This is a genomic window from Companilactobacillus huachuanensis (assembly GCF_005404815.1).
GTDB lineage: Bacteria > Bacillota > Bacilli > Lactobacillales > Lactobacillaceae > Companilactobacillus > Companilactobacillus huachuanensis.
Genome location: NZ_BJDF01000013.1, coordinates 40687 through 63759, shown reverse-complemented (window position 1 = coordinate 63759; position 23073 = coordinate 40687). Strand labels below are relative to the sequence as shown.

Below are 23073 nucleotides of genomic sequence, written 5' to 3'. Positions count from 1 at the left end.
AGCAGTTTTTTTGTGCACAAAAAAAGGTAGGTTTCCCTACCCTAAGCCACAATCTCAACATTGCGAACATCCCCTAGATGGAATGTTTTACCATTATCCAAATAGAACAAATCGTCATTATAACCACTAACTTCACCAGTTAGATCTGCCTCAATTTGATTATTGGTATCGCAAATATTAAGTTGTACTTTAATTATTTGATTGTATGTAAATGATTGCATCAAAAACTTAGTTATCTCTGCATCTGATTGTTCTTGTCGTAATTGATTATGATGCTGTATTTGTTTCATTTGCCGATTCAAAGCCGCTGTGTGGTCTGATAGATAAAAACCTTGCCACTTCATTTTGCCGCGATCGTGATAATAATTATCAAAAAACGATTGGACAGTTTCAGAATCGTATTCATACTTACTATTCATCTTTATGCCGTCTTTTCTGTATTAATTCTTGTTTCACAGGCCATTTTTGGCCCACAAATCCATCATACGTGATTGAAAGCTGATATTTTTCCATAATTCTATCAATAATTTTTTCCAAATATGACAACCGATAGTCTTCAACTGTGTGTAAAGGTATCGAATGAAGTCTTTCGCCACGTGGTCGAATGTTGATGAAGAAATTATACGTACAATCATAGCAATCGTTGACCACTTGCAAATAGTATTGTGTATCTCTACGTCTTGTAAAGCTCTGACTGATACGCTCAAGAATAATTCTCAAATCTTTATTCATAAGCATTTCCACCATTGTGACCACCCACTAAGGTAGCCCGATGGATTGCAGTACCCCCTTTTAAGAGACTATTGGCATAAACTATTGACTCAAAGCCATATTTTGCTCGTATCTCATCGACGATAGCCAGTTTATCTTCAGCTTGGCACTGTTGCTTTACTGGTGTGAAGAAATTCAATTGTTGTGCTTCTTTGGTGACCAATTTAGAGGTATATACTGCCAAGTTGCGAACCGGTTGTCCTTGCCAATAATTCTCAAACAGAGCAACTAAAACTTCATCTATATCTCGATCATTATCAGTATGATTCAAATTGTTGGCAACGCTGAAGCCTCCACGTTCACCTTCAACTCTGGCTGCATAGGCGTATGTCACGCTTAGATACAAACAGCCCGTTTGCTTATGATGATGGCGCAGACGTGAAGCAACTTGTTGTCCCATCTCTTTAATGACTGTTTCGATTTCCGATTTTTGGAAGTAGTCTCTTGGTAAGACTTGTGAATTACCAATGCTGTGGTTCTTCGGGGCAATATTATCGGACAGCTTTGTTCGGTCAATACCCCAAGCAATTGCAAATATCTGTTCTCCAATTAAACCTAGTTCTTGTTTCAAATAAAAAGGGTTTGATAACGCCAATTCTTTCATAGAATGGATGCCCAAACGATTGAGCCGTTTCTCCGTTCGACTAGCAATACTCCAGACGTCAGTCATATTATCGATAGTCCAAATTTTTTCAGGAACGGTTTCGTAATGAATCTCACCCATCAATTCTGGATCATGTTTAGCATAAATATCTAGGGCAATTTTGGCTTGGACAGGATTGTCTCCGATTCCGACCGTGGTATATAAGCCTAAACGTTTACGAATTGTCTTTTGAATCAAGCGAGCAACTTCTCTCGGACTATTGCCGAAGAGATGCCATGATTTCGTCATATCAATAATGGATTCGTCGATTGAATATGGCCAGACATCACATTCAGCTGCAAATTCACGAAAAATATTATTGATTTGTAAATTACGTTTGATATAAAGATTCATCCGGGGTGGTACAACAATTAATCGGGGATCTTGTGGTAGATTACGTTGGCGGGAAACATTAGCTTGAAGATGAAAGATTTTCTTGGCCATCGGTGAAGTTGCCAGTACCAAGCCACCATTAGTATTATCAGCTTCACTCATCACGACCAATAATTCTTTCAAAGGATTGAGACCCCGCATCGTTGCCTCAACACTGGCATAAAACGATTTATTATCAATCAAAAAGAAAACACCATGTGGTTCTTTGCTGTAATCCATCGCTTCATACCTCCAACTTGTTTACAAATCCATTATACGAACATATGTTCTAATTTGTCAATAACTATTTCCAAGATATCAAATATGGTTAAAAGAAAATTGTTACTACTTTTAAACATAAAGCTCAAAAAATAGAAGTGTAACCCCCAAAAAGGGATTACACTTCTATTTTCATACACTATTTAAGTCATAGTTATAATTAGCACCTTCTTGATATTAACCACAACTAGTCGGCAAAGTTGAAAAACATTTAATTATTTTCCAATATTACTACTAGCCAAAAGTGTTGCCATCTGTATCGTGGCGGGATAATATTCCGTTTTCGACATCTTACCAGTCAATACTTGGATATAACGACTTTTTAGTTCTGGATTTCCAACTACCTGAGCTGCATATACTATTGGTGTAGTAAAAGCTGCATTAGAATAACTTTCAACAGGTTTTCCACTTAACGTATAAATAGCCGTGATTTGTTTTTGATCAGCAAAGAATCTACACATCTTCCTTACAATCTGTTTACTAGTTTGACTGTGATAAAGCTGATAATCATAAGCTACTCGCCAAGGAATTCGACAGGCATTAAAACCATACTGATTGTCGTGTTCAGAGGCAACCTCCTTAGAACCGATAGTACCGGTCTTTAGCTGTGAACTTCTAACAGTTACAAAATCAGCCATCAAACCAGTTCCCTGCTGATTGCTCAATTTCTTCAGCAATATTTGACTATTTTGGGCAACTTTTGTCCAACTGCCATCATTGGTATAGCTGGCAAATTTGCGAAAATAGGCGGTCATTAAATCTGAAGTCCGAACCACTGTAGCCGACTTAGGACCAGTAGCCCAGTCGCCAACTTTAGGCAATTTAGTTGTCGAATTGATTTCTTTAGATTTAATTGCACTTAGTAATCTTTTAGCAAGTTGGTTATACTTCAATTCACCCTTACTACCCCAACGTTCATCCGCCAAAATCAAGGCATATGCAATATCCAAATCACCATCTGTTGCACTGGTCTTTTCCGCCTTAGTACTGACCATAGCAATGCCTTTATGATTTTGACGCCAAGCCATCAATGGATTCTGAGAGCTAATTTCATGTCTCATATAATAACGAGTTAACTGATTAAATGTTTTCTGACTGCCAAAGCCTTGTTGTGCAGCCATGACAGTAATTAACATCCCATAACCCTGAGCTTCGGAAAGCGTCTGATCCTTAGTACCCTTATTAGTTTTGACAAATTTTTGCTGCTTGTTGCCACGTAGATAAGCTTTTGTCCAAGTCTGATAGTGTTCCTTCACGACCGTTGTACTGACATTGGAGGTACTTCTTGGCGAGTAGGTATTATAAACTGCTATACCAATCGCAAATGCCACCAAGATTATTAGTCCACTAATTAACCATTGATACTTGTGATGCCTCATTTTACCAGTCTCCAATCAAAATCGTTGAGTCTTATACCACTTTGTATGTTTTTGTCCCGTAAGTTTATCCCGTAACATGTCATAAATAGCAACGATTGAGACGACTACAAAGAGTTGTGCATACGTAAAGTACGAAATCAGTGTGTAAAAAAAGTTGGTTACCGTCGCTTGTCCATAATCGCTAGCCAATGCAATATTCATTTGCAATAAATATAAGAAAAACATCAGTAGCCAATTAACCATAAACAATATCGACAATGGTGCACCTAAGGATACCAATTGATGTAATTGTGGAAAAATCACCCGTGCGCCACCGAGTCCTATATTAATCAAAAAAATCACGTTGGAAATAATGATTGCTGCATTAAACCAGAAAAATGTACAGAGGTAATAACCGACTTCTAATTTAATTCGCCAAGGCGTTTTGTCAAATAGGTGTTTCATATTATCTAAAATAACCTCATAGTTGCCACGAGCCCAACGCTTCCGCTGGTTATAATAGGCAAACAGTGTTTCAGGTTCTTGTTGAAAAGCCTCAGCTCTGTGTGCTAATGCAATCAACTTTCCCTCACGCATAAGACTAAATGAAATGGCCGTGTCTTCAGTTAAAGCCCCGTTGTTCCAACCACCAATCGACTGGACGATTTTTTTATTAATAATAAAGTTAGTTCCTGGTATTCGACCAATTTTAAATAACTGCCACAAGCCAGTATGTTGAATTCTCTGCGTATTAACTATTTCCAAATTAATACAACGTGATAAAAAATTTTGTTGATAATTCCGAGTTTTATTCCGGCCAAAAGCAGCAGCATAACGCTCGGGATCCTCTAAAATCTTTTCAACTAAGAAATATAGTGCATTCTTTTCCGGTGCTGCATCAGCATCATAAACACCTAAATATTCGCCAGTAGAAATTTTCAGTGCATCATTTAGAACCCCGGCCTTACCACCAGTACCAGTCCGTTCGATTACTCGGAAATTATTATTGATATACACTGGCATCATCATCAATTCTCGAACTCGATCCGCTGTCTTATCATTACAATTATCAGCATAAACTAATAATTCCACCCGATCCTTAGGATAGTTCAAATTTAAAATTGCTTTGACCGTATCTTGAATAACTAGTTCCTCATTGTGAGCTGGAACCACAAGTGTTACTTTCGGATAGCGTTTCAAAGGTGATAGATTGTCAATGTCAGTATGACGCATATGTTTAAAAATAAAGATAATACCACCACTAAGAGTCACGATAGTCATAACGGTAGAGAGCCAGATTGTGATAATCGCAATCACATATAACCAGTCAATCATGACGCTTGTCCTCCGTATTAAAGCAACGGATAGTTTTCTTAAAAATTACCCACCAGCAAATTGATAACACTACAACAACGATTCCAAAAACAATTGTAACGATCAAACTAACTGGAAATAGCCATGCAAAACTTCCTAATGCCATTTGATCACTTCCTATAAGTATTCTTTTACAATATCAGTCTCAGCGCTACGTTCAAGTTGTTCTAGCGTATCTTCAACGTTACGATTCTTAACCCTGTCTTGTGACGAGTACGTAATTTGGCCCATACGTAAAACCAAGGCATTACGAGCTAATCCGAACTCTTCGGCTATATCGTTGATATGGTCTTTAATTTTTTGTTTCATGATTGGGGCGTTATCTGTCCCCAACATTGGTGATAGAATTACGAATCGACCTGTCCCAATATAATAAAGCGTATCGGTTGTAAACAGCATTCCTATCAAGTGTTCTGACGTTGTCCGCAACAAACTGTTGAAACGCTGTTTTCCTAAGAAATTAATAATGCTTTCCAGAAAATCAATTTTGACCATTGTCAAAGTAAAGCGATAATCTTCTTCATGGTAAAAAACCAGTTTCAATTCTCGAGCTACCGCAATATTCAATGCACGTTCATTTAATGCTCCCGTAAGAACTTCCAAATCAGGCTTGTTTTTTTGCAACTGCTCTAGCTCTTGTGACAAAGCCTTCCGTCTTAAAATCTGATGGTATAGCAGATACATCCAATAGGTCGTCATTGGTGTGATTGTCAACAAGGCGATTGCTGGCCAAAAATACATCAGCCGCGTATAAGGCAGAACTAACATAAATGCCCCAGCACACATACTAACAAATGACAAAACACTTCCCAAAATTATGTAAGTAGTACGACCTAGCATTAAACCTAGAATGAATACTGCCGATACGATCAGAAAATTTATCCAAGACCCATCAATTACACTCAAATATAGCAAAGTATATTGATAAATTAAGATTAAAACCATACCGATAAAAATTATATTATCAACAGATTTCTCTTTCTTTTGTCTTCCTCAATCCATTTAAGATAAGCTTGCACCATTATTTTACTTATAATTCACTTATATGTGCGAACTTTTTTGTAATTCTTTTCAAAAATTTTTTTATTTTTTGTGATTTTCAAATACTACTAAGTTCTTTTAGACCTTAGTAAGAATAAAAGTGGCATGTTTCTTATCCCTCTTCCTCAAGTTTCGTTATAAAAGCAAAAGATTTCCTGTCTTATATTGTTCTTGTATTGTTTAATTAGAAACCATAAAAAAAGAAGTTATTTTTTCACACAAAATTTTCAAGTGAAAAATGACTTCTTTTTTCTTAACACCAATTATTCCAATAGCTAAAGGTTGAAAAGTGAACAATTAATATAACCGTTCTCGTTACATGTCTAGAGCTTACTTATTTAAATAATCATAAGTATTCGTTTGCCGTTTTATTATTACTGTCGTTAAAAAAATAAACTAGTTGGAAGAGCTGAGAGTATTCAATTACACCACCGGGCGCGTTGAAAACTCGCGGGTTTTGCGAGGCTTCAACCGAGGTCCGAGACCGTATTTTGGCTCGGGCCGTTCCGCACAGCAATTGAATACTCTCAGCTCTGGAAACGGCATACGGCATACTTACCTAAACTTTCAACCTTTAAGTTACTAATTTATTTAAATTGATTCTCTGACCTATTCTTTAACGATATTCAATAGTTCCAGTAGGTGCTGGATCCAACCCTAAGTTGTCCCGAATAAGATCGGTTACTCGCTGTAATTCAGATTGATCAACGACTTCCATACTCTGATTATCAATCTCAGTACTTTCGCCTTGTAAGTGAGTTTGATTAATCTCTTTACGGGCTAAATGATATTTCTGAGTAATATTTTTAAAATCTTCGAAAGTCATATCTGTTTGTGTCTGGCCTGACAATGAATCAACGAAATCTTGATTTAACAAGGTTGCAATCGAAGTACTCTTCAATACTAAAGCAGTCAAAACAGCACGTTGCCTAGCTTGGCGCCCATAGTCAACATCTGGATCATCGTGACGCATTCGGGTATAGGCCAAAGCTTTTTTCCCGTCCACGAGCGTTTTCTGATCCTTATTAAAACTATAGCCTTCATATTCAAAATCCAAAGTTGGTGTTACTTCGACACCACCAACTTCGTCAATAACCTTCTCCATACCACCCATATTTATCAAAATATAAAAATCAATCGGGATATTCAAAAGCTTTTGTACAGCAGTGATAGCCATTTTTGCCTGCCCCATTGAATAGGCAGCATTGATTTTTGACGGACGCCCATAACCTGGAATATTAACCGCAGTATCACGCGGGACACTAGTAATTGTCGTCTTATGCTTATTTGGTTGTAACGTTATAACCATCATACTATCAGTACGGCCACGATCATTTCGACCTAAGGCACCGGTATCAGTTCCCATTAAGAGAATTGAAATTGGGCGTTTATTTTTCAATTGATCTGCACCGTTACGTTGCTTTTTCACACCGGAATCATGATAAGTGCTGTCAATTGCCTTCTTTACACCACGATATCGACTCATTCCGTAGGCTGTACTACCAAAGATTAGAAATAAAATAAAAATAATCAAGGTATATCCTAAAACGTGTTTTTTAGTCTTCTTCTGCATGTTTCAATCTTTTCCTCAACTTATTCACTAATTCAACTTTAAAAATCACTATTAATATTAAATAAACTACTACTCCGATAAAGATTTCTCCTATCAGGGCAAAACAGCTTGATGCAAGTACACTATCTAATTTAAAAATTACTCCGAACATTAATATTCCGGCCAACAAATACTTGTGAATATCAGAGAATAACTGGCGATAACTAATTTGTTTGCGAACACTCCACATCTGATAGCCAGTCACCGCTACTTCCGATATAACCGTAGCAATAGCAGCTCCAATTGCTCCGTAAAGCATAATTAATGGAATATTGACAATTAGATTGACCACAGCGCCAATAATTACTGAGATACTAAAAGCTCTATTTTGCTTTGTTGGTAACAAATATTGCAATCCCAAAGCATTACTCCAAGCAATCAATAAAATGACTACTGATTCAATCATCATAATTGGCGCTACACTGATAAATTGTTGAGTAAAAAACAACGGAACAAACTTCGACGTAACGGCTGCCAGACCAAACGTCATTGGCACTGATAACGCCGTTACAAAAGAAAAACTCTGATACAAACATTCACGAGTTTTCTCATGGTCACCTTTAGCAAAAGCATGTGCTACATGTGGCAACATCACCGTTCCAGTCGCTGTTACAATTGCCAAAACTACCTTGATCATCTTATCTGACTGATCAAAATATCCTGCTGACTGTATAGAAATCATTGATCCTAACATTGTTTTATTCAGAACCAAATAAATCTGCGTTGCAATTTGAGGAATAAATAGCACCATTGCCGGCCAGAAATGCCTTCCTAATCGCAAAGTCTTGAATGATATTTTCCCCAAATACTTGGACAAACTTGGAAATAAAAGTAAGTTTCCGAATAACAGCGATAGTGACAAAATCAGAATATAAGTTGCTAAGTCATTTGCTGTTTTGACAAACATAAAAATACTTATCAATGTCAAAATTCTAATAACTAAACTCCGCAAAACTGTCACTGCAAAATTTTCAACTCCAATGAAAAACCAAGAAATATCAAAGGCTGCTGCCAACAGGGATACCGCCTGCATCAAATAAAATAATTTATATTCTGGAGTCCATAAGATAAATACGCCAAAGACCAACCCAGCTATCAAAATCATTCCTAAACGCAGTAAGAAAATCTCGTAGAAAGTTTTAGTTAATTTAGCTTGATCATCCCTGACAAAAGCTATCTGACGATTTCCATATAAGCTAACACCGATACTTCCAAATAGGATGAAATATTGAACAATTGAATTGGTATAGGCGTTGATACCCACACCTTTAGGACCCAGTACTCGAGCCAAATATGGAGTCGTTATTAATGGAACTATCAGAATAAACACTTGATAAAAAGCATTGTAAAGATAGTTTTTAACAACACGCATCTAATCTATTCTCCAAATTCATTCTTAACGGCTTGTAAGGCAGCAGCGATAGTTTGGTCCATATTGTAATAACGATATTGTCCCAAACGGCCACCGAATAATACTTGCGGATAATTAGACTGTGCCAATTGTACATATTCCGCATACAATTCCTTGTTACGTTGGTTGTTGACCGGATAATAAGGATCATCACCACGATGCCAATCTTTAGGATATTCCCGGGTAATTACAGTCTTATTCTGATTGTCTTTTCCAAATTCAAAATGCTTATGCTCAATAATTCTTGTAAAAGGCGTTTTAGAATCGGTATAGTTGACTACCGCATTACCTTGATAGTTTTCTTGATCCAAAACTTCAGTTTCAAAGCGGAGACTTCGATATTCTAATTCTCCTAATTGATAATTGAAGAATTGGTCAATCATACCCGTAAAAATGATTTTTGCATCAGATTGTAAATACTCTTCTTGATGATTGAAAAAATCGACCCCAGTTTCTACTTCAATCAAGTCATGGTCCAATAACTTTTCAATAATCTGTGTATATCCACCGATGGGAATTCCCTGATATGGGTCGTTAAAATAGTTGTTATCATATGTAAAGCGCACCGGTAAACGACGAATGATGAACGCTGGCAAATCCTTTGCTGACTGTCCCCACTGTTTTTCGGTATAACCTTTGACCAACTTTTGATAAACGTCTGGTCCAATTAAAGAAATTGCTTGTTCTTCCAAGTTCTTTGGTTCACCATCCAGATCAAACATTTGTTTCTGTTCAGCAATTTTTGCTTGAGCCTCTGCAGGAGTCAGAACGCCCCACAGCTTATTAAAGGTGTTCATATTGAACGGCAAATTATAAATTTCACCATTATAATTTGCGATGGGACTATTAATATAATTGTTAAAGTCCGCAAATTGATTCACATAGTCCCAAATATTTTTCATATTTGTATGGAAAATATGGGCTCCATATTGATGAACTTGAATCCCCTCAACCTCTTTGGTATAAATATTCCCACCAATATGAGATTTCTTTTCAATAACCTTAACTGAATGGCCCTTTTGGGCAGCCTCATGAGCAAAAACTGCTCCAAAAAGTCCTGAGCCAACTACTAAATAATTCATTACACACTTCCTTTTATTAAATTCTTTTGTTTAAAACATTCTATGAATAGGATTAAGAAAAACGGATTATAAGCTAATTCGAGCATATGATTCTCAATTGCCCCGGAAATAAAAATGACCAGGAGAATCACCAGCAAGTATCGATCTGTTGTCTTTTTTACCATCATCGAAATAATCGTAACGGTGACAATTAAGCTGACCACGCCGTACATCAGCAATAGACGTAAATACGAAGAATCGATGAAAACGTACTTGCTGTACATGGCGTTAAAATTCAATCCCGTTGGTCCACCTAAGCCGTTTTGAAGAATATTGCCACCAAATGCATGAATACCATATTCATGTATGACCTCGTTAACAATTGAAAAGCGCCCTGACAATAGATGATTCAAAAGATCTAGGAATCTGCTACTAGGATTGTATATATATGTCAGAAAAATCATCAATGTAGCACCAATAACTGGAGCCAACCACGTAATTTTTTGTAGATGATTTTTCCTATCAAACTTAACCAGATTCATCCCAATTGCCAACAACAGACTGCAGACAAAGTTCAGGCGGGCATTGGTCTGAAGATAGACCCAGTAACTAATTCCAACAATGAACAAAAAATCTTTCCAATTAAATTTTTCTCGACGAAGATAAGCCAAACTCGCAAGTATATAAAATACGTGAGCCGCAAAGTCAGTTGGATAAATAATTCCAAGTGATGCTCGTGACAATCCATCACGAAAATAGACGTAATTTGGAATCAATCCTTTGAGAGCCGATAGAATAATCACAATCATCAATCCAATTGAGATGAATAAGTAAATTTTATTGATCAAACGACTATCGACATTGCGACTAGAAATCATGAAAACAAACATCGAAACTAGTGAAGTACTCTGCGATTGCCGCCATGACAAGATCAAAATGACTAGTATTCCAACGTAGACCCCCAACTCCTTGACGCGATATTCATTCAAAAAGATTTTTAAAAAGAATAATCCCAAAGCAAGCGCAACCACTATTTTGTTAATGGCATCCGTTGGTAATAACTCATTAAAAGCCGATGAATTAAAAATTCCAGCGACCAAAACTAGTACATAACCGAAAATAAATATCCAACCATCAAGTTTTTGTAATTGTTTTTGTGTTAACATTTTTCAATTTTGGGATTGAACGTTAAGCCAGCTAAGGTTCCTTTACATAAAATACTTAGTTTCAATCGCTTAAACTCATTTTTGGAAAACATGATACGAAATCCCCAGATTACTCGTCCACATAATGCTCTCAAAACTGCAACAACACCCTTTTTACGGTTCAAGTACAGACGATTCCGATAATTGTAAAAATAACGTTTAACTCGACTTTGATTAGAATTTTCATCTAAAATATTGATTCCAACATTCTCGCCCATTTTGTGTAAGATTCGAGCTTCCATAACTTGTACGCCGAGGAAGCCTTGCTTAACTATTCGATTGGTATACTCGACATCATCGCCCCAGATGAAAAATTCACTGATTGGATAGCCTGACTTTTCAATGGCCTGACGCGAGAACATCACCGCTACAAACGAGGCCTCTTCAATGCAACGAATCCTTGAATCAACTGGTTGATTTCTTGCTAAGACTGGCAAATTCATTTTTGCCAACGTTCCATCAGTCCAATAAACCTGCCCGATTGCAAAGCCGATTTTACTGTTATCAACAAAGGACTTACTTAATAATTCAAGAGCCCCAGGTTCAGGAATTGTGTCATCATCCATGATCCAGAGATATTCACTGTCACTATTTTCAATGAATTGTTTCATACCAATGTTAAAGCCACCTGCACCACCGATATTTTCTTCTAACGTAATCGATTGAATCTGAGAAACCTTCTTCAAATATTCCTTAGTTCCATCAGTACTAGCATTATCGATCACAAAAATATTGTTTAAATCAAAAGTGATCAGAGTATCTAAACATTCTTTCAACTTCTCAAGTCGATTAAACGTGACTACTACAGCATCAATTTTCAAAGGCATTTCCTCCTAGTTATCTAATGATTTCATAAAAGTAAGAAAATAATTCTCACTGTAAAATTTTTCAATTGAGTTTTTTATTTTGTTTAATTTCGTAAAGTCATAACGACGGTCGATGAATTTTTGCAATTCAGCTACAAAGGCAGCTTGATTATCGGTTGGAACCAATATTCCGTTTTGACTGTTAACAATATCCGCTGGACCAGTTGGACAATCAAAAGCAAGCACCGGAATACCAACGGATATTGATTCGTTCAGTACCATAGGAAATCCTTCGTATTTCGAAGACAATACCAGTCCATCTACAGCCCTTAAATTGCTCCAAACATCTTCCTTAAATCCACTGAATTTAACATTCGACTTAATACCTAATTCAGTTAAAAAGGTTTGCATTTCAAGGCTGTAACCATTGCCGATAACGTCTAGCTGCCAATCTCCGTGTACTTTACTTAAGGCTTCAAAAGTAGCACGAAGATTTTTTTGACCATCAAGCATCACTCGACCGACATAGATAAATCGACATTTTTCATTAGCTTGTGTTCGTGGAATACTCGTCGATTTTTTCAAAATAGGATTAAAGACCGTTTTGACTTTATCTTCAGAAATACCTGAAGCAACAATTTGCTTGGCAATGCCGGTACTAATTGCCAGATAGCCATCAGCACTCTTTAACAGTGGCTGAGCTACGTTCTTGGAACTGAGTGAATAATGATACCAACTCATAACTTGATAGTTCTGGTGGGTGATTTTCTTTATCCAAAAGAGCAAGAACCACATAACTGGGTTAGTAGAGATCACAATATCTACTTCTTTTGACTTGATTTGGCGATACAAAATTAGCGGTAAAAATAAAGCATATTGAATTTTTCGCAACCACTTATTTTTACTAAGCCAGATAATTTTTTTATCTTTGACCTCTTCTAACCACGTACCATTCTCGAAGCCTCCGATATTAACCAAACTCAACGTAGCATCTGACTGGCTTCGATTGTATTCGGTAAATAAATTGGTAATAACTGTCTCCGTGCCTCCAAATCCAGTCATATAGGGAATAAATAAACAAATTTTTTTCATATTATTACCCTCGCCTAAAAGTGTGTCTGGCTAATATCAACGTTATTTTTCACGAATTTTCGAAGTAAGAAATTGTAGGCTTTCTTGAAAGTCTGTTTCTTCCCCGTCATTGACCACTTCGCTTCAACATAGTTAATTTGATTAGTTTCAATCCAGACGTCCATCATAAGTTCTGCCACAAATCCAAAAACTCGTGCCTCTTGAACGGAATAATCAGAAATATTAATCCGCGTTTCCAATTGACCTAAAACGTCGAATAACCATGTCGCATAGGCATTAAACTGTTCTTTTTTCATAACAAACATATTGAACATATGCGCCTTATTTCGATCCATAACTGCATCAAATGATTCAAGATATTGGGGATACGTTTCCACTAAAATATTTCTAGTCTCAATCAAAGGCTCTTCGTGATGAGCATGAATGTAGTGAGAATAATTAGTCTCGATGTAGTAATTTCTTTTTTTAGGTAAAATGACATCGTGATCAGTCAACAATTGTTCTATATCTGCTTGATCAATCAGATTTTTCAAATCGTTACTTCGGCCAGATTTGAAAAAGAAACGTCGATAATGAACCAAGCCCACAGCATCAACTTCAGTTAAATTTTTCCAAGCCCAATAGATGGCTGTCAATTCGTTGTAATTAGCATTCTTATGTGAAATATTTTCTGCTATATCGTCTCTTTGGTAGTCAATATCTGCTTGATAATTACGTTTGGCATTAACCAAAATTGGCAAATATAAAGTTTTATTTATTGGCATTGGTGCTTTTTTATGAGTTGCAACCAAAATTTTTAACTTTCTCAATAAGCTCCCTTTCCTTTGAAGACACTGACAAAATTTCCGATAATTATTTTAATATCGAATAACATACAGGCCTGATCGATGTAACGCATTTCAATTCGAGCACGTTCAGGATATCCAATATGACTTCGGCCAGACGCTTGCCATAATCCCATAGCTCCCGGCTTAACTGACAAGAGTTTTTCGTGATCATACTCTTTTAGTTCTGCTTCGATTACTGGACGGGGCCCGACCAAACTCATTTCACCTTTTAAAATATTTATAAATTGAGGAATCTCATCAATCGAAGATTTTCGCAAGAAACGACCAACTCTAGTCACTCGAGGATCATCTTCGGGTTTTAATTTATAGTTATTAGCTACATATTTGGCATACAGTTTCTTATCTTGCTGCAATCTTTCTTCAGCTCTGACAATCATGGAACGAAACTTGTACATTCCAAATTTTTCTCCTTTTAAACCAACGCGAATGTGGCGATAAAACAGTGGTCCACGGTTTGACTTACAGATAATATTCATCACCAAGACGAATAGAAAGATGGGGCTCAAGAACAAAAGCGCAAACAGCGACATAACAATATCAAAAATTCTTTTCATGATTGGATAAATAAAAGATGGTTTATGAATAACTATCTTTTTTTCATCATCATTAAAATATTCCATAGCTTTTCTCCTGAAAAAGTAATATTAAGTTTGCCGTCTCCAGAATGGAGTGTATTAACCTGCTATGCGGACCGGTCCGAGCCTGAGGTACGGTCTCGAACCTCGGTTTGAAGCCGAACCCCGAACCGGTAAGGCTCCAAACTCGCCCGGTGGTGTAATGGCTAAAGCCATAACGCCACACCCACAGCCGGTTAATACACTCCGTTCTTCCGACTAATTTATTTCTAGTTGGAAATAATTCAATTTATTTACCAATTTAGTTAAAGAGCCAAAATTTTCTCTTACTAGTCGATAATGAAGATATATGTTTAATTTCTGTTTCAGCTATATCTTCGCCATTGATAATATCCTTGTCATTTTGTTGAAGTCTTTCAGTGACTGCCTGTCCTTCTTCTTGTGTAAGACGTTTGAAGGCTTCTTTCATCAAGAATCTTCGGCCTTCAAAGTTATGCGCATCGGAGGCAAAAATAAAACCTTGATTTGACTTAATAATTTGTTCAGTCAATATCTGAACTTTTTTCCCAAATTCGCCTAAATAACTACCGCAGGTCAGCTGGGTCAAACATCCCCAGGCAATCAACTCATAGAGTTTTGACGGATCTCTTTGGATGGCTTGATTACGTTCTGGATGGGCAATAACTGGTCTAATATTTTTAGCAACTAATTCAAAAATAATCTGTTCAGTATATTTCGGCACATCGTCATGTGGCAGTTCTAGTAACAGATAACGGTTCGTTTCATCCATAAATAGGACGTCATCTTCGGCAATCTTTTCAAGTAACTCACCATTTAAATGAACTTCTTGGCCGGGAAAAACTTGTAGTGGAAGTTGAATCCGATTCAATTCAGCTTGTAAGTTAGCCGCCTTTTGAATGACGTCCAATTTATGATTGGTGTATTTTCCATCCAAATGATGTGGTGTTAATACAAGGTGGCTGATTCCTTGTTCGACTGCCACTTTCGCCAAACTTATAGCCTTAAAAATATCTTGTGCTCCATCATCAACTGTTGGTAAAAGATGACAATGCAAATCTACTAGTGTCATTTAGGATTAACCCCGTAGTAACCGCTGTATTCGCCGCCATAATAACCTTCCAGCTTATCCTTAGTCATTCGATTCATAATGACGCCTAGAATATGAGCATGAACTGTTTCCAAAGATCTTTTGGCCTTGGCAACTCCAACTTTATTGGCAATTTTGTAAGGAACCACTAAAACAACGCCGTCCACCTTAGCCGCTAAAACTTGGGCATCGGTTACAGAATTTATTGGTGGCGCGTCAAAGATCAAGCAATCAAATTCTTCCGATAATGTAGCAAAAAGTTGGTTGATTCTTTGACTTCCCAATAATTCTGATGGATTCGGAGCAGTTGGACCGCTGGTAATTACAAAGAGATTTTCAACCATCGTTGGCTGAACGATTGTTCCTAAATCAACTGTTCCAGAAAGAAAATTAGAAAGTCCAAGATGATTGGAAACTCCGAAGGTTCGATGAATTGTTGGTCGACGTAAATCGGCATCAATCAAAAGAACTCGCTTGTCTTGCTTGGCCCAACTGATGGCTACATTATTGCTGACCGTCGACTTTCCTTCAGATGGAGCCGATGATGTGAACAAAATGGATCGTAAGTTTCTATCAACTGAGGAAAATTGAATGTTCGTTCGAATCGAATTAAATTGTTCTGAAATCGTGCTGATTGGATTGTCATATGTGACCAAGCTGACACCGTGTGACAAACTGTAATTGTCCAATTTTGGAACTGATTTTTTAAATAGTTTAAAAGCCACTTTAGACCCTCCTCTTAACGAGATTTTTGTCAGTTTTTTGATCATAGAATCGTTTATGCTTAACAGTTCGTTCAATATCCTTTTGATCAATCTCACTGACGAATCCCAGACTGTTTAAGCCAAGTTCATCAACAAGAAAACTTTCAGATGCTACCGTACGATCAGTCATTTCAAAAATGAATGCTAATGCCATACCCAAAAGAATTCCGACAACAAGGCCAGCAATAATGTTCATAGTTTTCTTAGGGCTGACTGGCTTTTTAGTTACCAACGCCTCTGAAACAATGGACACATTATTGATGCTCATTATTTTGCCAATTTTCTGCTTAAAAACCCTTGCTGTAGCGTTCGAAATTTTAGCAGCCGTCTGAGCATTAGTTGCCTTAGCTGTTACTGAAAAAACTTGTGAATTCTGTGAATTACTAATTGTTAGCGACTTTTTCAATTTGGTCATCGAACCTGGATAACCTGCATAGGTTTTTGCCTCTTGGTTAACATCCTTTAGAACAGCTGGACTAGTGATAATGTCCTTATAAGTACTGATCATTTGGATATCAGCCTGCACCTGTTGAAACTGAGCACTCTGCAAATCAGCAGATAATTTTCGATTAACGAGAATTTCAGTTGTTGCGCTATATTTAGGCGTCATAACGAAGAAAGTCATAAATGCTGCTACCAAAGTAATGACAATCGTTGTTCCCAAGATAGCTTTAATATGTTTACGCAGTATGACTAGAATTTGAATCATACTAATGGTTTGTTTTAATTCCACATAATCCTCCACTAATACTCAAATTTATTTACATGTATATCTCATGCTGGAACAATTCTAATGGCTGGCCGAATCGGTGTCTATACAGGTTTGATATAACGTGGTATATCAATTTTTGAAACTAAATATTATTTTTTTGACAGTAATTTGAGAAAGTTTCTTTCAATATTTAATTGTTTTAGTTGGAAAATCTGAATTTTTGTTATTAATATATTTATTGATCAGAACTCAAAAAGACAACAAAAAAGCCCAATACGATAGCAAACACTGGACAAGACACTCTGTCCATTTGTTCACAATCGTATTGAGCTAATTTATGTTGTCTACAATTATATTGTTAGAAACACCTCCGAGTGCGAGGTATTAATTGATTTTTGATTTTAACCACTGAATATGATTTCCCTCACGTTCAATGGCCCGAGTCAATATCAAATAGTGACCATAATTATTTTGAATCGTGACATCGTCAGTGAAAACTTCCTTAAGACGTCCTTTCAAATAATCATGCTTATTTTGCCGCAATTTTAATTCCTGCTGAATCAAATCATTCAACAATGGATCCGACTGGTCTTTAATGAAGTAAAGTTTCAACGAAAAAATTTCTTCATTATCAGTCAGTGGTTCTTGCATCCAATTACGTAATATTTTATGACCCTCGACCGTAACGGTATACAATGTTGATTTATCTTCGTCGTGATCAACCACCCAACCGTCGTCTTTCATGCGTGCCAATTCAGGATAAATTTGACTGTGCGAGGCATGCCAAAAATCCCCCACTTCATTTCTAAACTCCTGGCTGATTTGATAACCAGATAGTTTACCTTTATTATTGATTAATCCTAATAAGACATACGGTAAAATACGTTTTTTGGGCATAGTTTTCTCCATAAAAAAATGATATACAACTTTCGTATACCATTCTAACATGCTTATTTATTGATACGGTGGTAGTTTTCGTCGAAATATTTACCAGCTCGAATATCATCTGGCAAGCCCTTATATGGTGCTTCACTAATTACATCCTCGTTATTTTGACCAGCGTCACCCATATATGTAATTTTTGCCATTTCTGGAACTACCAATTTAGGATATGTTTCATACTTTTCACGTGATTCTTCCATTAAATCAATATGTTCATTTTGATAAGTAACCGTAATTTCTGGATGCTCTTCAACCCACTTAGGAAAAAAGATTGTTCCATGCATCTTGTTTTCGTTAGGCATGAAGTCCAAAGCAACATCAGTTCCAGTTGGTTCTGTCCATGAAACTTTATAAACACCTTCAGTAAGTATAAGAATATCAGCCTTTTGGTCAGTTACCCAACGTCCGGCAACCATACCTCCGTGAATTCTGTAATCGGCGGTGTGATCATTCTTAGCATACCATTCATATTCCCAGCCATTATCATAAGTATAAATAAAATGTGTTCCTAAAAAATCATCTAATGTTTTAAAAGTTTTTGTCATAATTCAGTTGTCTCCTTGTGTCGTTATCGACAAATATTAGTATATGTCGATAACGACACAAGGTCAAGGAAAAAATAAAAAAAGACAGACATTCCGAAATTGGGAACGACCTATCTTTTATATTTTAAATTACTTGTTTATCATTTGATTCATAACTTTGGCAGTAACAGGGATATCAGCGTACTTGCCGATTGAATCCTTATCCATAACCACAGTGTTAGCTGGTGAATTTGCTAGAGCAGCGAAGGCTTGAATTTGTTGAGCAGTGAAATACTTGTTATCAACAGCTGCTAAAGTATCGTTCAATTTCTTAATTTCGTAGGCCTTGGCATCGGCTCTGGCAATCGTGGCTTCAGCTTCGGCCTTAGCTGTCGAAACTGTAGCCTCATTTCTAGCTTTAGTTTCAATTTCAATACTCCGGGCATCACCATTTGCTTTAGCAATGGCAGCTGTTTTTTCACGATCAGCTCGAATCTGTTTCTCCATTGATTCGGTTATTGAGGCGGAAGGTTTTAATTCGTCAATATTGACACGGTCGACTTTAGTTCCATATGTATCAGTTAAATCACCGATTGCATTTGCCAAATCAGCATTAATTTTTGATGTGGAACCTAACGCCTCATTCAAATCCAATTTACCAATGATATCTCTCAAGTGACCACGAACCAATTGAATCATCGACTCAACTGAATTGCTGTTCTCATACTGAAATTTTCGAGCATCAGTGATGTGATAATTTAGGGTGATGTTTGTTTCCACTTCAGCATTATCCTTAGTAATAACTGAATAGCCTTTTAATGACAACGGAATCATTGCCAAATCAACGATTCGAATCTTTTGAAAAAGAGGAATATAAATATTTAATCCAGCACTGACTTCGCGTCTATATTTCCCCAATGTTTCTACCAAACCCACGTGATTCTGACGTACAATTTTCAAACCAAACATATTTCTCCGCCTACTTTTCTTATTTCATTTCTTGAATCGTCAAGATATTACCATTAGCTTTGATAATCTGGTAATTTCTCTCTTGGTTAACTGAATCATTTGCCAATAAGTCATAACGATAATAAATACCTTTAACCTCGACCAAGTCGTTTGCCATATTGATCTTGTTGCCTCGAACGACAGATCCTACTATTTGGCGCTGTTCGAGATTATTAGTGGGTACTATTTCACTTAATTTAGTGACAATATAATTGTTAACGCTTCGATTTGTTCGATCAGCATCCTCAGCTATTCGGTCGTACAAATCTTTATCTAGTCTTAATGCAATCATCTTATCTGCCATATCTATATTATATCGCGTTTATATCAAAGTGATATCAGATTGATATTGGCAAAATGTCAAAAAAATAGAATTCCCAAAGGGGATTCTATTTTTTATATAGTTATTACTATGGCCTTACTGAATGAGGTTTTATTTAATAAATGACCAGCAACCATAGTTTGATTATTCTTATAATCTGGAAATTAAAAATCGAAAAATTAATATAACCATTGTTGTTACAAGCCTTGAGCTAATTTATTTAAATAAGCGGAAGCTTTCATTTTATTTGTTCCTGCAATTAAAAAATAAACTAGTTGGAAGAGATGAGAGTATTCATTTGCAGCGAAAGTGGCGTTATTGCTTCAGCAATTACACCACCGGGCGCGTTGGAGACTCGCGGGTTTTGCGAGGCTTCAACCGAGGTCCGAGACCGCACCTTGGCTCGGGCCGTTCCGCGCAGCAATTGAATACTCTCATCTCTGGAAACGGCATACTTACCTAAACTTTCAACCTTTGGATAACTAAAAATAAACTACAGCAATACTTTTAATGCTCGATGTTGATAATGCTTATATAAACCTGAGAATCGTTCTTTGTACTCTGGGCGCCAAGGCTTATCACGACCACAAAAATGTAGGATAACTGTATGCTCAATTACCCAATCGATATCCCATTCGCCATTACTCTTGGCGAAATACAGTGGATTCATTCGCGCATCATAATTGTATAATTCATCAGGAATTTTCATAATGTTTTGACCATACAAGCCATTCAAAATATCTTGATCCGGCAGTAGTAATGTTGCGCCCTTCTTATCAATATAAGCAAAAATATCGTCGGCTTTAACATGCTCACGAATTGCCTGTAAATCCATCAACATGATACCTGAATTGTAGTAGCCCTCAGCTTCATAATTGCCAAGACGTAATTTATTAATATTATCTGTTACATCTAACGCCGTATGGCTGGCTGCTGCATACCAGTAGTCTTTCAAATTCAAAGTATAAAGTGGCTTCAAATCATTTATAACCAAAATATCAATATCCAGATATAAAATTCTTTTAATATTTTTAGGCAAATATTTGTATGCGAGCAACCGGTAGTAAATTGTTTTAGGATAACGATCAGTTGTCGGTGCATCGTCAAATTGATTATCATTAATAATTACTGGATGATAATGCATCCCCAATTTCTGACAAAAACTTTCTATTTCAGCACTTTTTTTCAGTTTCCGATCTTGAATAACATAAATTGAATATTTCTCTACCGTCGAATTCTGCTTGATTGAATATAAGGTCGTCATTAATTGTTGTGTCACGTTGTTATCAATCGCAAATAATAAATTCATAAATATATCCCCCTCCTAGTCAATTGTCCTCATCTAAATTATACTAGCTAAAGGATGGAACTTTAATCAAATCTATTGTTTTCTGATTAGTGATAGCACTTTTCAAGATACCAAAGGAGAATATTATGATCAGACCTATCAATCACGACACAACATTTTTAGCTCAAAAAGCTGAATTAGCAACTAAAAATGACTATAACGTCGTTACAGATTTACAAGATACACTGAAGGCTAATGAAAAAAATTGTGTTGGTATGGCAGCCAATATGATTGGAATTAATAAACGAATCATTATTTTTTCAATGGGAATGATGAATGTCCCCATGATAAATCCAGCTATTGTTAATAAATCAAATGAATACACGACCTCTGAAGGTTGTCTCTCCTTGATTGGTGAACGATCAACTCAACGTTACCAAAATATCACGGTTAAATATTGGGATAGCAATTTTCAAGTACACCAACAAGACTTTTCTGATTTTATCGCTCAAATTATCCAACATGAAATTGATCATTGCAACGGTATATTAATTTAGCACATAAAATAAACTACTCACAAATAAATTACTAAGTTTTATAAACTGAGAAAAAAAGGAGCTACTTTTTACTTGAAATAACTTTTCAAGTAAGAAGTGGCTCCCTTTTTATTAAAATCAATTTTATTTGCTGACTAACGGCATTAGCAAGAATTTACTTACACCACCGGACGTGTGAAGACTCGCGGGTTTTGCGAAGCTTCAAACAAACAACCGAGGTTCGAGATCGAACTTTGGCTCGGACCGTTCCGCGCAGCAATTGAATACTCTCATCTCTGGAAACGGCATACTTACCTAAACTTTCAACACTTAGTTAACTGGACTTTGGTTAGATAACATCGTTTGCAGCAACCCATTCATTAGCAGAAATTCGATACATTTTTTGACCGTTGATCATAGCAATTTTGTCGATCACCCAAACAGTATTGTCGCTTAGACCCCGGTCAGTTACTGTTTTACCCTCAGTTGAATATAGTTGTGCTTGGCGAATGGTCACAACAACTAAAGGCAATTTTTCATCATTTTGAGTCTGGTTTGAAATGGCCGTTGAACTATGGTTGTGTGAAACAGTGGTAGTTTCTGTAACCGGAGTTTTTACAACGAGTGTCCCATCATCATTTAGATTCGAAATTTCAGCAAGCTTATTCTCAAAAGCTTTTTGATAAGCTATTAATTCAGCTTTCGTGCTATATCCATGGTTTCTAAATTCCATGTAAAATGCACCCTCTCGTTTTAAGGCTGCAAGCATTTTTTCTTTTTTAGTGGTTTGGGTTCCTTCATTAATGCCATAGACCGTACCAGTGAATTCTGAACTCACATCAGTAATACGTATTTCTTTTTCATAGACATCTTCGGATCTTCGCATCTGATAACCGGTTTCGCTATTAGCATCTGGAATAGGCTGATTATTATCGTCAAGAACATAGACGGCTCCATTTCCATAGTATGTATATGGGACCATCAATTCTCCCTCATAAGCGGGATCGTTAACATTACTTAGGGGCCTCTGCGGATCCTTTACTATTGCTTCATCCGTGGGTCTAATTTCAACGTAAGGGATACCATCTTTTGTTTTATTAATTCTATTAGTAGCTATTTGTTGTGAGTTAACAGGATCTTTCACTTCCTCAGTCTTTACCTCGCTTGGAATTGAAACGGATTCAGTACTTATCTCTGCTGCTTTAACTGTTAACACAGTATTATTTTTGATTCCGAATGCAAACAGTCCTGCACCAAGAATAATTGAGCTATATAGTAATTTTTTCATTTGATTCCTCATATAAATAAATTTTTTAAAACAACTTTAGCAATATATCACATGAAAACGTTCACCGACTAGGAATTTCTCTCAATTTTTCTGGTTTTATTTATCGAACTATAATTCAAATTTTTTGACAAAA

Annotated in this window: 25 protein-coding genes; 1 reads left to right on the top strand and 24 read right to left on the bottom strand. The window is 36.5% G+C overall.

Translation table 11 applies throughout. The features are described 5' to 3' along the window. Positions 1-41 precede the first annotated feature (41 nt). The 23 genes from FFM71_RS08615 to FFM71_RS08510 all read right to left on the bottom strand — a co-directional run bounded on the left by FFM71_RS08615 (position 42) and on the right by FFM71_RS08510 (position 21137). Positions 42-419: a hypothetical protein gene (locus tag FFM71_RS08615; RefSeq protein ID WP_137611767.1), complete on the bottom strand. Its 378-nt coding sequence runs from the start codon at positions 417-419 to the stop codon at positions 42-44. Continuing rightward, positions 412-732 carry an acetyl-CoA carboxylase gene (locus FFM71_RS08610; protein ID WP_137611766.1) on the bottom strand — a complete coding sequence of 107 codons (321 nt, stop codon included), beginning with the start codon at positions 730-732 and terminating at the stop codon, positions 412-414. Before FFM71_RS08610 ends, FFM71_RS08615 begins: the two co-directional genes overlap by 8 nt. After that, positions 725-2026 carry a Y-family DNA polymerase gene (locus tag FFM71_RS08605; RefSeq protein WP_137611765.1) on the bottom strand — a complete coding sequence of 434 codons (1302 nt, stop codon included), beginning with the start codon at positions 2024-2026 and terminating at the stop codon, positions 725-727. The genes FFM71_RS08610 and FFM71_RS08605 overlap by 8 nt, the downstream gene beginning before the upstream one ends. A gap of 254 nt (positions 2027-2280) precedes the next feature. Continuing rightward, positions 2281-3444, bottom strand: coding sequence for a family 8 glycosyl hydrolase (locus FFM71_RS08600; protein ID WP_137611764.1), 1164 nt, complete (start codon positions 3442-3444; stop codon positions 2281-2283). A gap of 15 nt (positions 3445-3459) precedes the next feature. Further along, on the bottom strand, positions 3460-4758 hold the full coding sequence (locus tag FFM71_RS08595) for a glycosyltransferase family 2 protein (RefSeq protein ID WP_137611763.1): 1299 nt from the start codon (positions 4756-4758) through the stop codon (positions 3460-3462). After that, positions 4751-4903, bottom strand: a complete 153-nt coding sequence (locus FFM71_RS13430; protein ID WP_171000517.1) for a hypothetical protein — start codon at positions 4901-4903, stop codon at positions 4751-4753. Before FFM71_RS13430 ends, FFM71_RS08595 begins: the two co-directional genes overlap by 8 nt. 11 nt (positions 4904-4914) lie before the next feature. Continuing rightward, on the bottom strand, positions 4915-5598 hold the full coding sequence (locus FFM71_RS08590) for a diguanylate cyclase domain-containing protein (protein ID WP_223876509.1): 684 nt from the start codon (positions 5596-5598) through the stop codon (positions 4915-4917). Between the two features lie 856 nt (positions 5599-6454). Further along, on the bottom strand, positions 6455-7411 hold the full coding sequence (locus tag FFM71_RS08585; protein WP_223876508.1) for an LCP family protein: 957 nt from the start codon (positions 7409-7411) through the stop codon (positions 6455-6457). Beyond that, complete coding sequence (locus FFM71_RS08580) at positions 7395-8822, bottom strand: oligosaccharide flippase family protein (RefSeq protein ID WP_137611761.1); 1428 nt, start codon at positions 8820-8822, stop codon at positions 7395-7397. The genes FFM71_RS08585 and FFM71_RS08580 overlap by 17 nt, the downstream gene beginning before the upstream one ends. Positions 8823-8827: 5 nt before the next feature. Beyond that, the gene (gene glf / locus FFM71_RS08575; RefSeq protein WP_137611760.1) at positions 8828-9943 is read right to left on the bottom strand and encodes a UDP-galactopyranose mutase; all 1116 of its coding nucleotides are present in this window, start codon (positions 9941-9943) and stop codon (positions 8828-8830) included. Next, positions 9943-11088, bottom strand: a complete 1146-nt coding sequence (locus FFM71_RS08570; protein ID WP_137611759.1) for a hypothetical protein — start codon at positions 11086-11088, stop codon at positions 9943-9945. The genes glf and FFM71_RS08570 overlap by 1 nt, the downstream gene beginning before the upstream one ends. Further along, complete coding sequence (locus tag FFM71_RS08565) at positions 11082-11948, bottom strand: glycosyltransferase family 2 protein (RefSeq protein WP_223876507.1); 867 nt, start codon at positions 11946-11948, stop codon at positions 11082-11084. Before FFM71_RS08565 ends, FFM71_RS08570 begins: the two co-directional genes overlap by 7 nt. A 12-nt stretch (positions 11949-11960) precedes the next feature. Then, positions 11961-13025, bottom strand: coding sequence for a glycosyltransferase (locus tag FFM71_RS08560; RefSeq protein WP_137611757.1), 1065 nt, complete (start codon positions 13023-13025; stop codon positions 11961-11963). Between the two features lie 14 nt (positions 13026-13039). Beyond that, positions 13040-13834, bottom strand: a complete 795-nt coding sequence (locus tag FFM71_RS08555; protein ID WP_223876506.1) for a DUF4422 domain-containing protein — start codon at positions 13832-13834, stop codon at positions 13040-13042. Continuing rightward, positions 13831-14493: a sugar transferase gene (locus tag FFM71_RS08550; RefSeq protein ID WP_171000516.1), complete on the bottom strand. Its 663-nt coding sequence runs from the start codon at positions 14491-14493 to the stop codon at positions 13831-13833. The genes FFM71_RS08555 and FFM71_RS08550 overlap by 4 nt, the downstream gene beginning before the upstream one ends. A 256-nt stretch (positions 14494-14749) precedes the next feature. Beyond that, positions 14750-15538 carry a tyrosine-protein phosphatase gene (locus tag FFM71_RS08545; protein ID WP_137611756.1) on the bottom strand — a complete coding sequence of 263 codons (789 nt, stop codon included), beginning with the start codon at positions 15536-15538 and terminating at the stop codon, positions 14750-14752. Continuing rightward, positions 15535-16326: a CpsD/CapB family tyrosine-protein kinase gene (locus FFM71_RS08540; protein WP_137611755.1), complete on the bottom strand. Its 792-nt coding sequence runs from the start codon at positions 16324-16326 to the stop codon at positions 15535-15537. The genes FFM71_RS08545 and FFM71_RS08540 overlap by 4 nt, the downstream gene beginning before the upstream one ends. After that, on the bottom strand, positions 16283-17053 hold the full coding sequence (locus FFM71_RS08535) for a YveK family protein (RefSeq protein ID WP_137611754.1): 771 nt from the start codon (positions 17051-17053) through the stop codon (positions 16283-16285). Before FFM71_RS08535 ends, FFM71_RS08540 begins: the two co-directional genes overlap by 44 nt. A gap of 363 nt (positions 17054-17416) precedes the next feature. Continuing rightward, positions 17417-17929 (bottom strand): PadR family transcriptional regulator, encoded by a 513-nt coding sequence (locus FFM71_RS08530; protein ID WP_137611753.1) that lies wholly within the window; start codon positions 17927-17929, stop codon positions 17417-17419. Between the two features lie 53 nt (positions 17930-17982). Beyond that, entirely contained in the window at positions 17983-18519 is a 537-nt protein-coding gene (locus FFM71_RS08525) for a phenolic acid decarboxylase (protein WP_137611752.1), read from the bottom strand. Positions 18520-18648: 129 nt separating this feature from the next. After that, entirely contained in the window at positions 18649-19467 is an 819-nt protein-coding gene (locus FFM71_RS08520) for an SPFH domain-containing protein (protein WP_137611751.1), read from the bottom strand. Positions 19468-19486: 19 nt separating this feature from the next. Further along, complete coding sequence (locus FFM71_RS08515; RefSeq protein WP_137611750.1) at positions 19487-19810, bottom strand: YlcI/YnfO family protein; 324 nt, start codon at positions 19808-19810, stop codon at positions 19487-19489. Positions 19811-20321: 511 nt separating this feature from the next. Next, positions 20322-21137, bottom strand: a complete 816-nt coding sequence (locus FFM71_RS08510; RefSeq protein WP_137611749.1) for a glycosyltransferase family 8 protein — start codon at positions 21135-21137, stop codon at positions 20322-20324. Positions 21138-21262: 125 nt separating this feature from the next. On the opposite strand from FFM71_RS08510, the gene FFM71_RS08505 reads away from it, so the two are divergent. Beyond that, positions 21263-21673, top strand: coding sequence for a peptide deformylase (locus tag FFM71_RS08505; protein WP_137611748.1), 411 nt, complete (start codon positions 21263-21265; stop codon positions 21671-21673). A gap of 328 nt (positions 21674-22001) precedes the next feature. Here the strand turns inward: FFM71_RS08505 and FFM71_RS08500 are convergent, their stop codons facing one another. Beyond that, positions 22002-22940: an SLAP domain-containing protein gene (locus FFM71_RS08500; RefSeq protein ID WP_137611747.1), complete on the bottom strand. Its 939-nt coding sequence runs from the start codon at positions 22938-22940 to the stop codon at positions 22002-22004. Between the last annotated feature and the right edge of the window lie 133 nt (positions 22941-23073).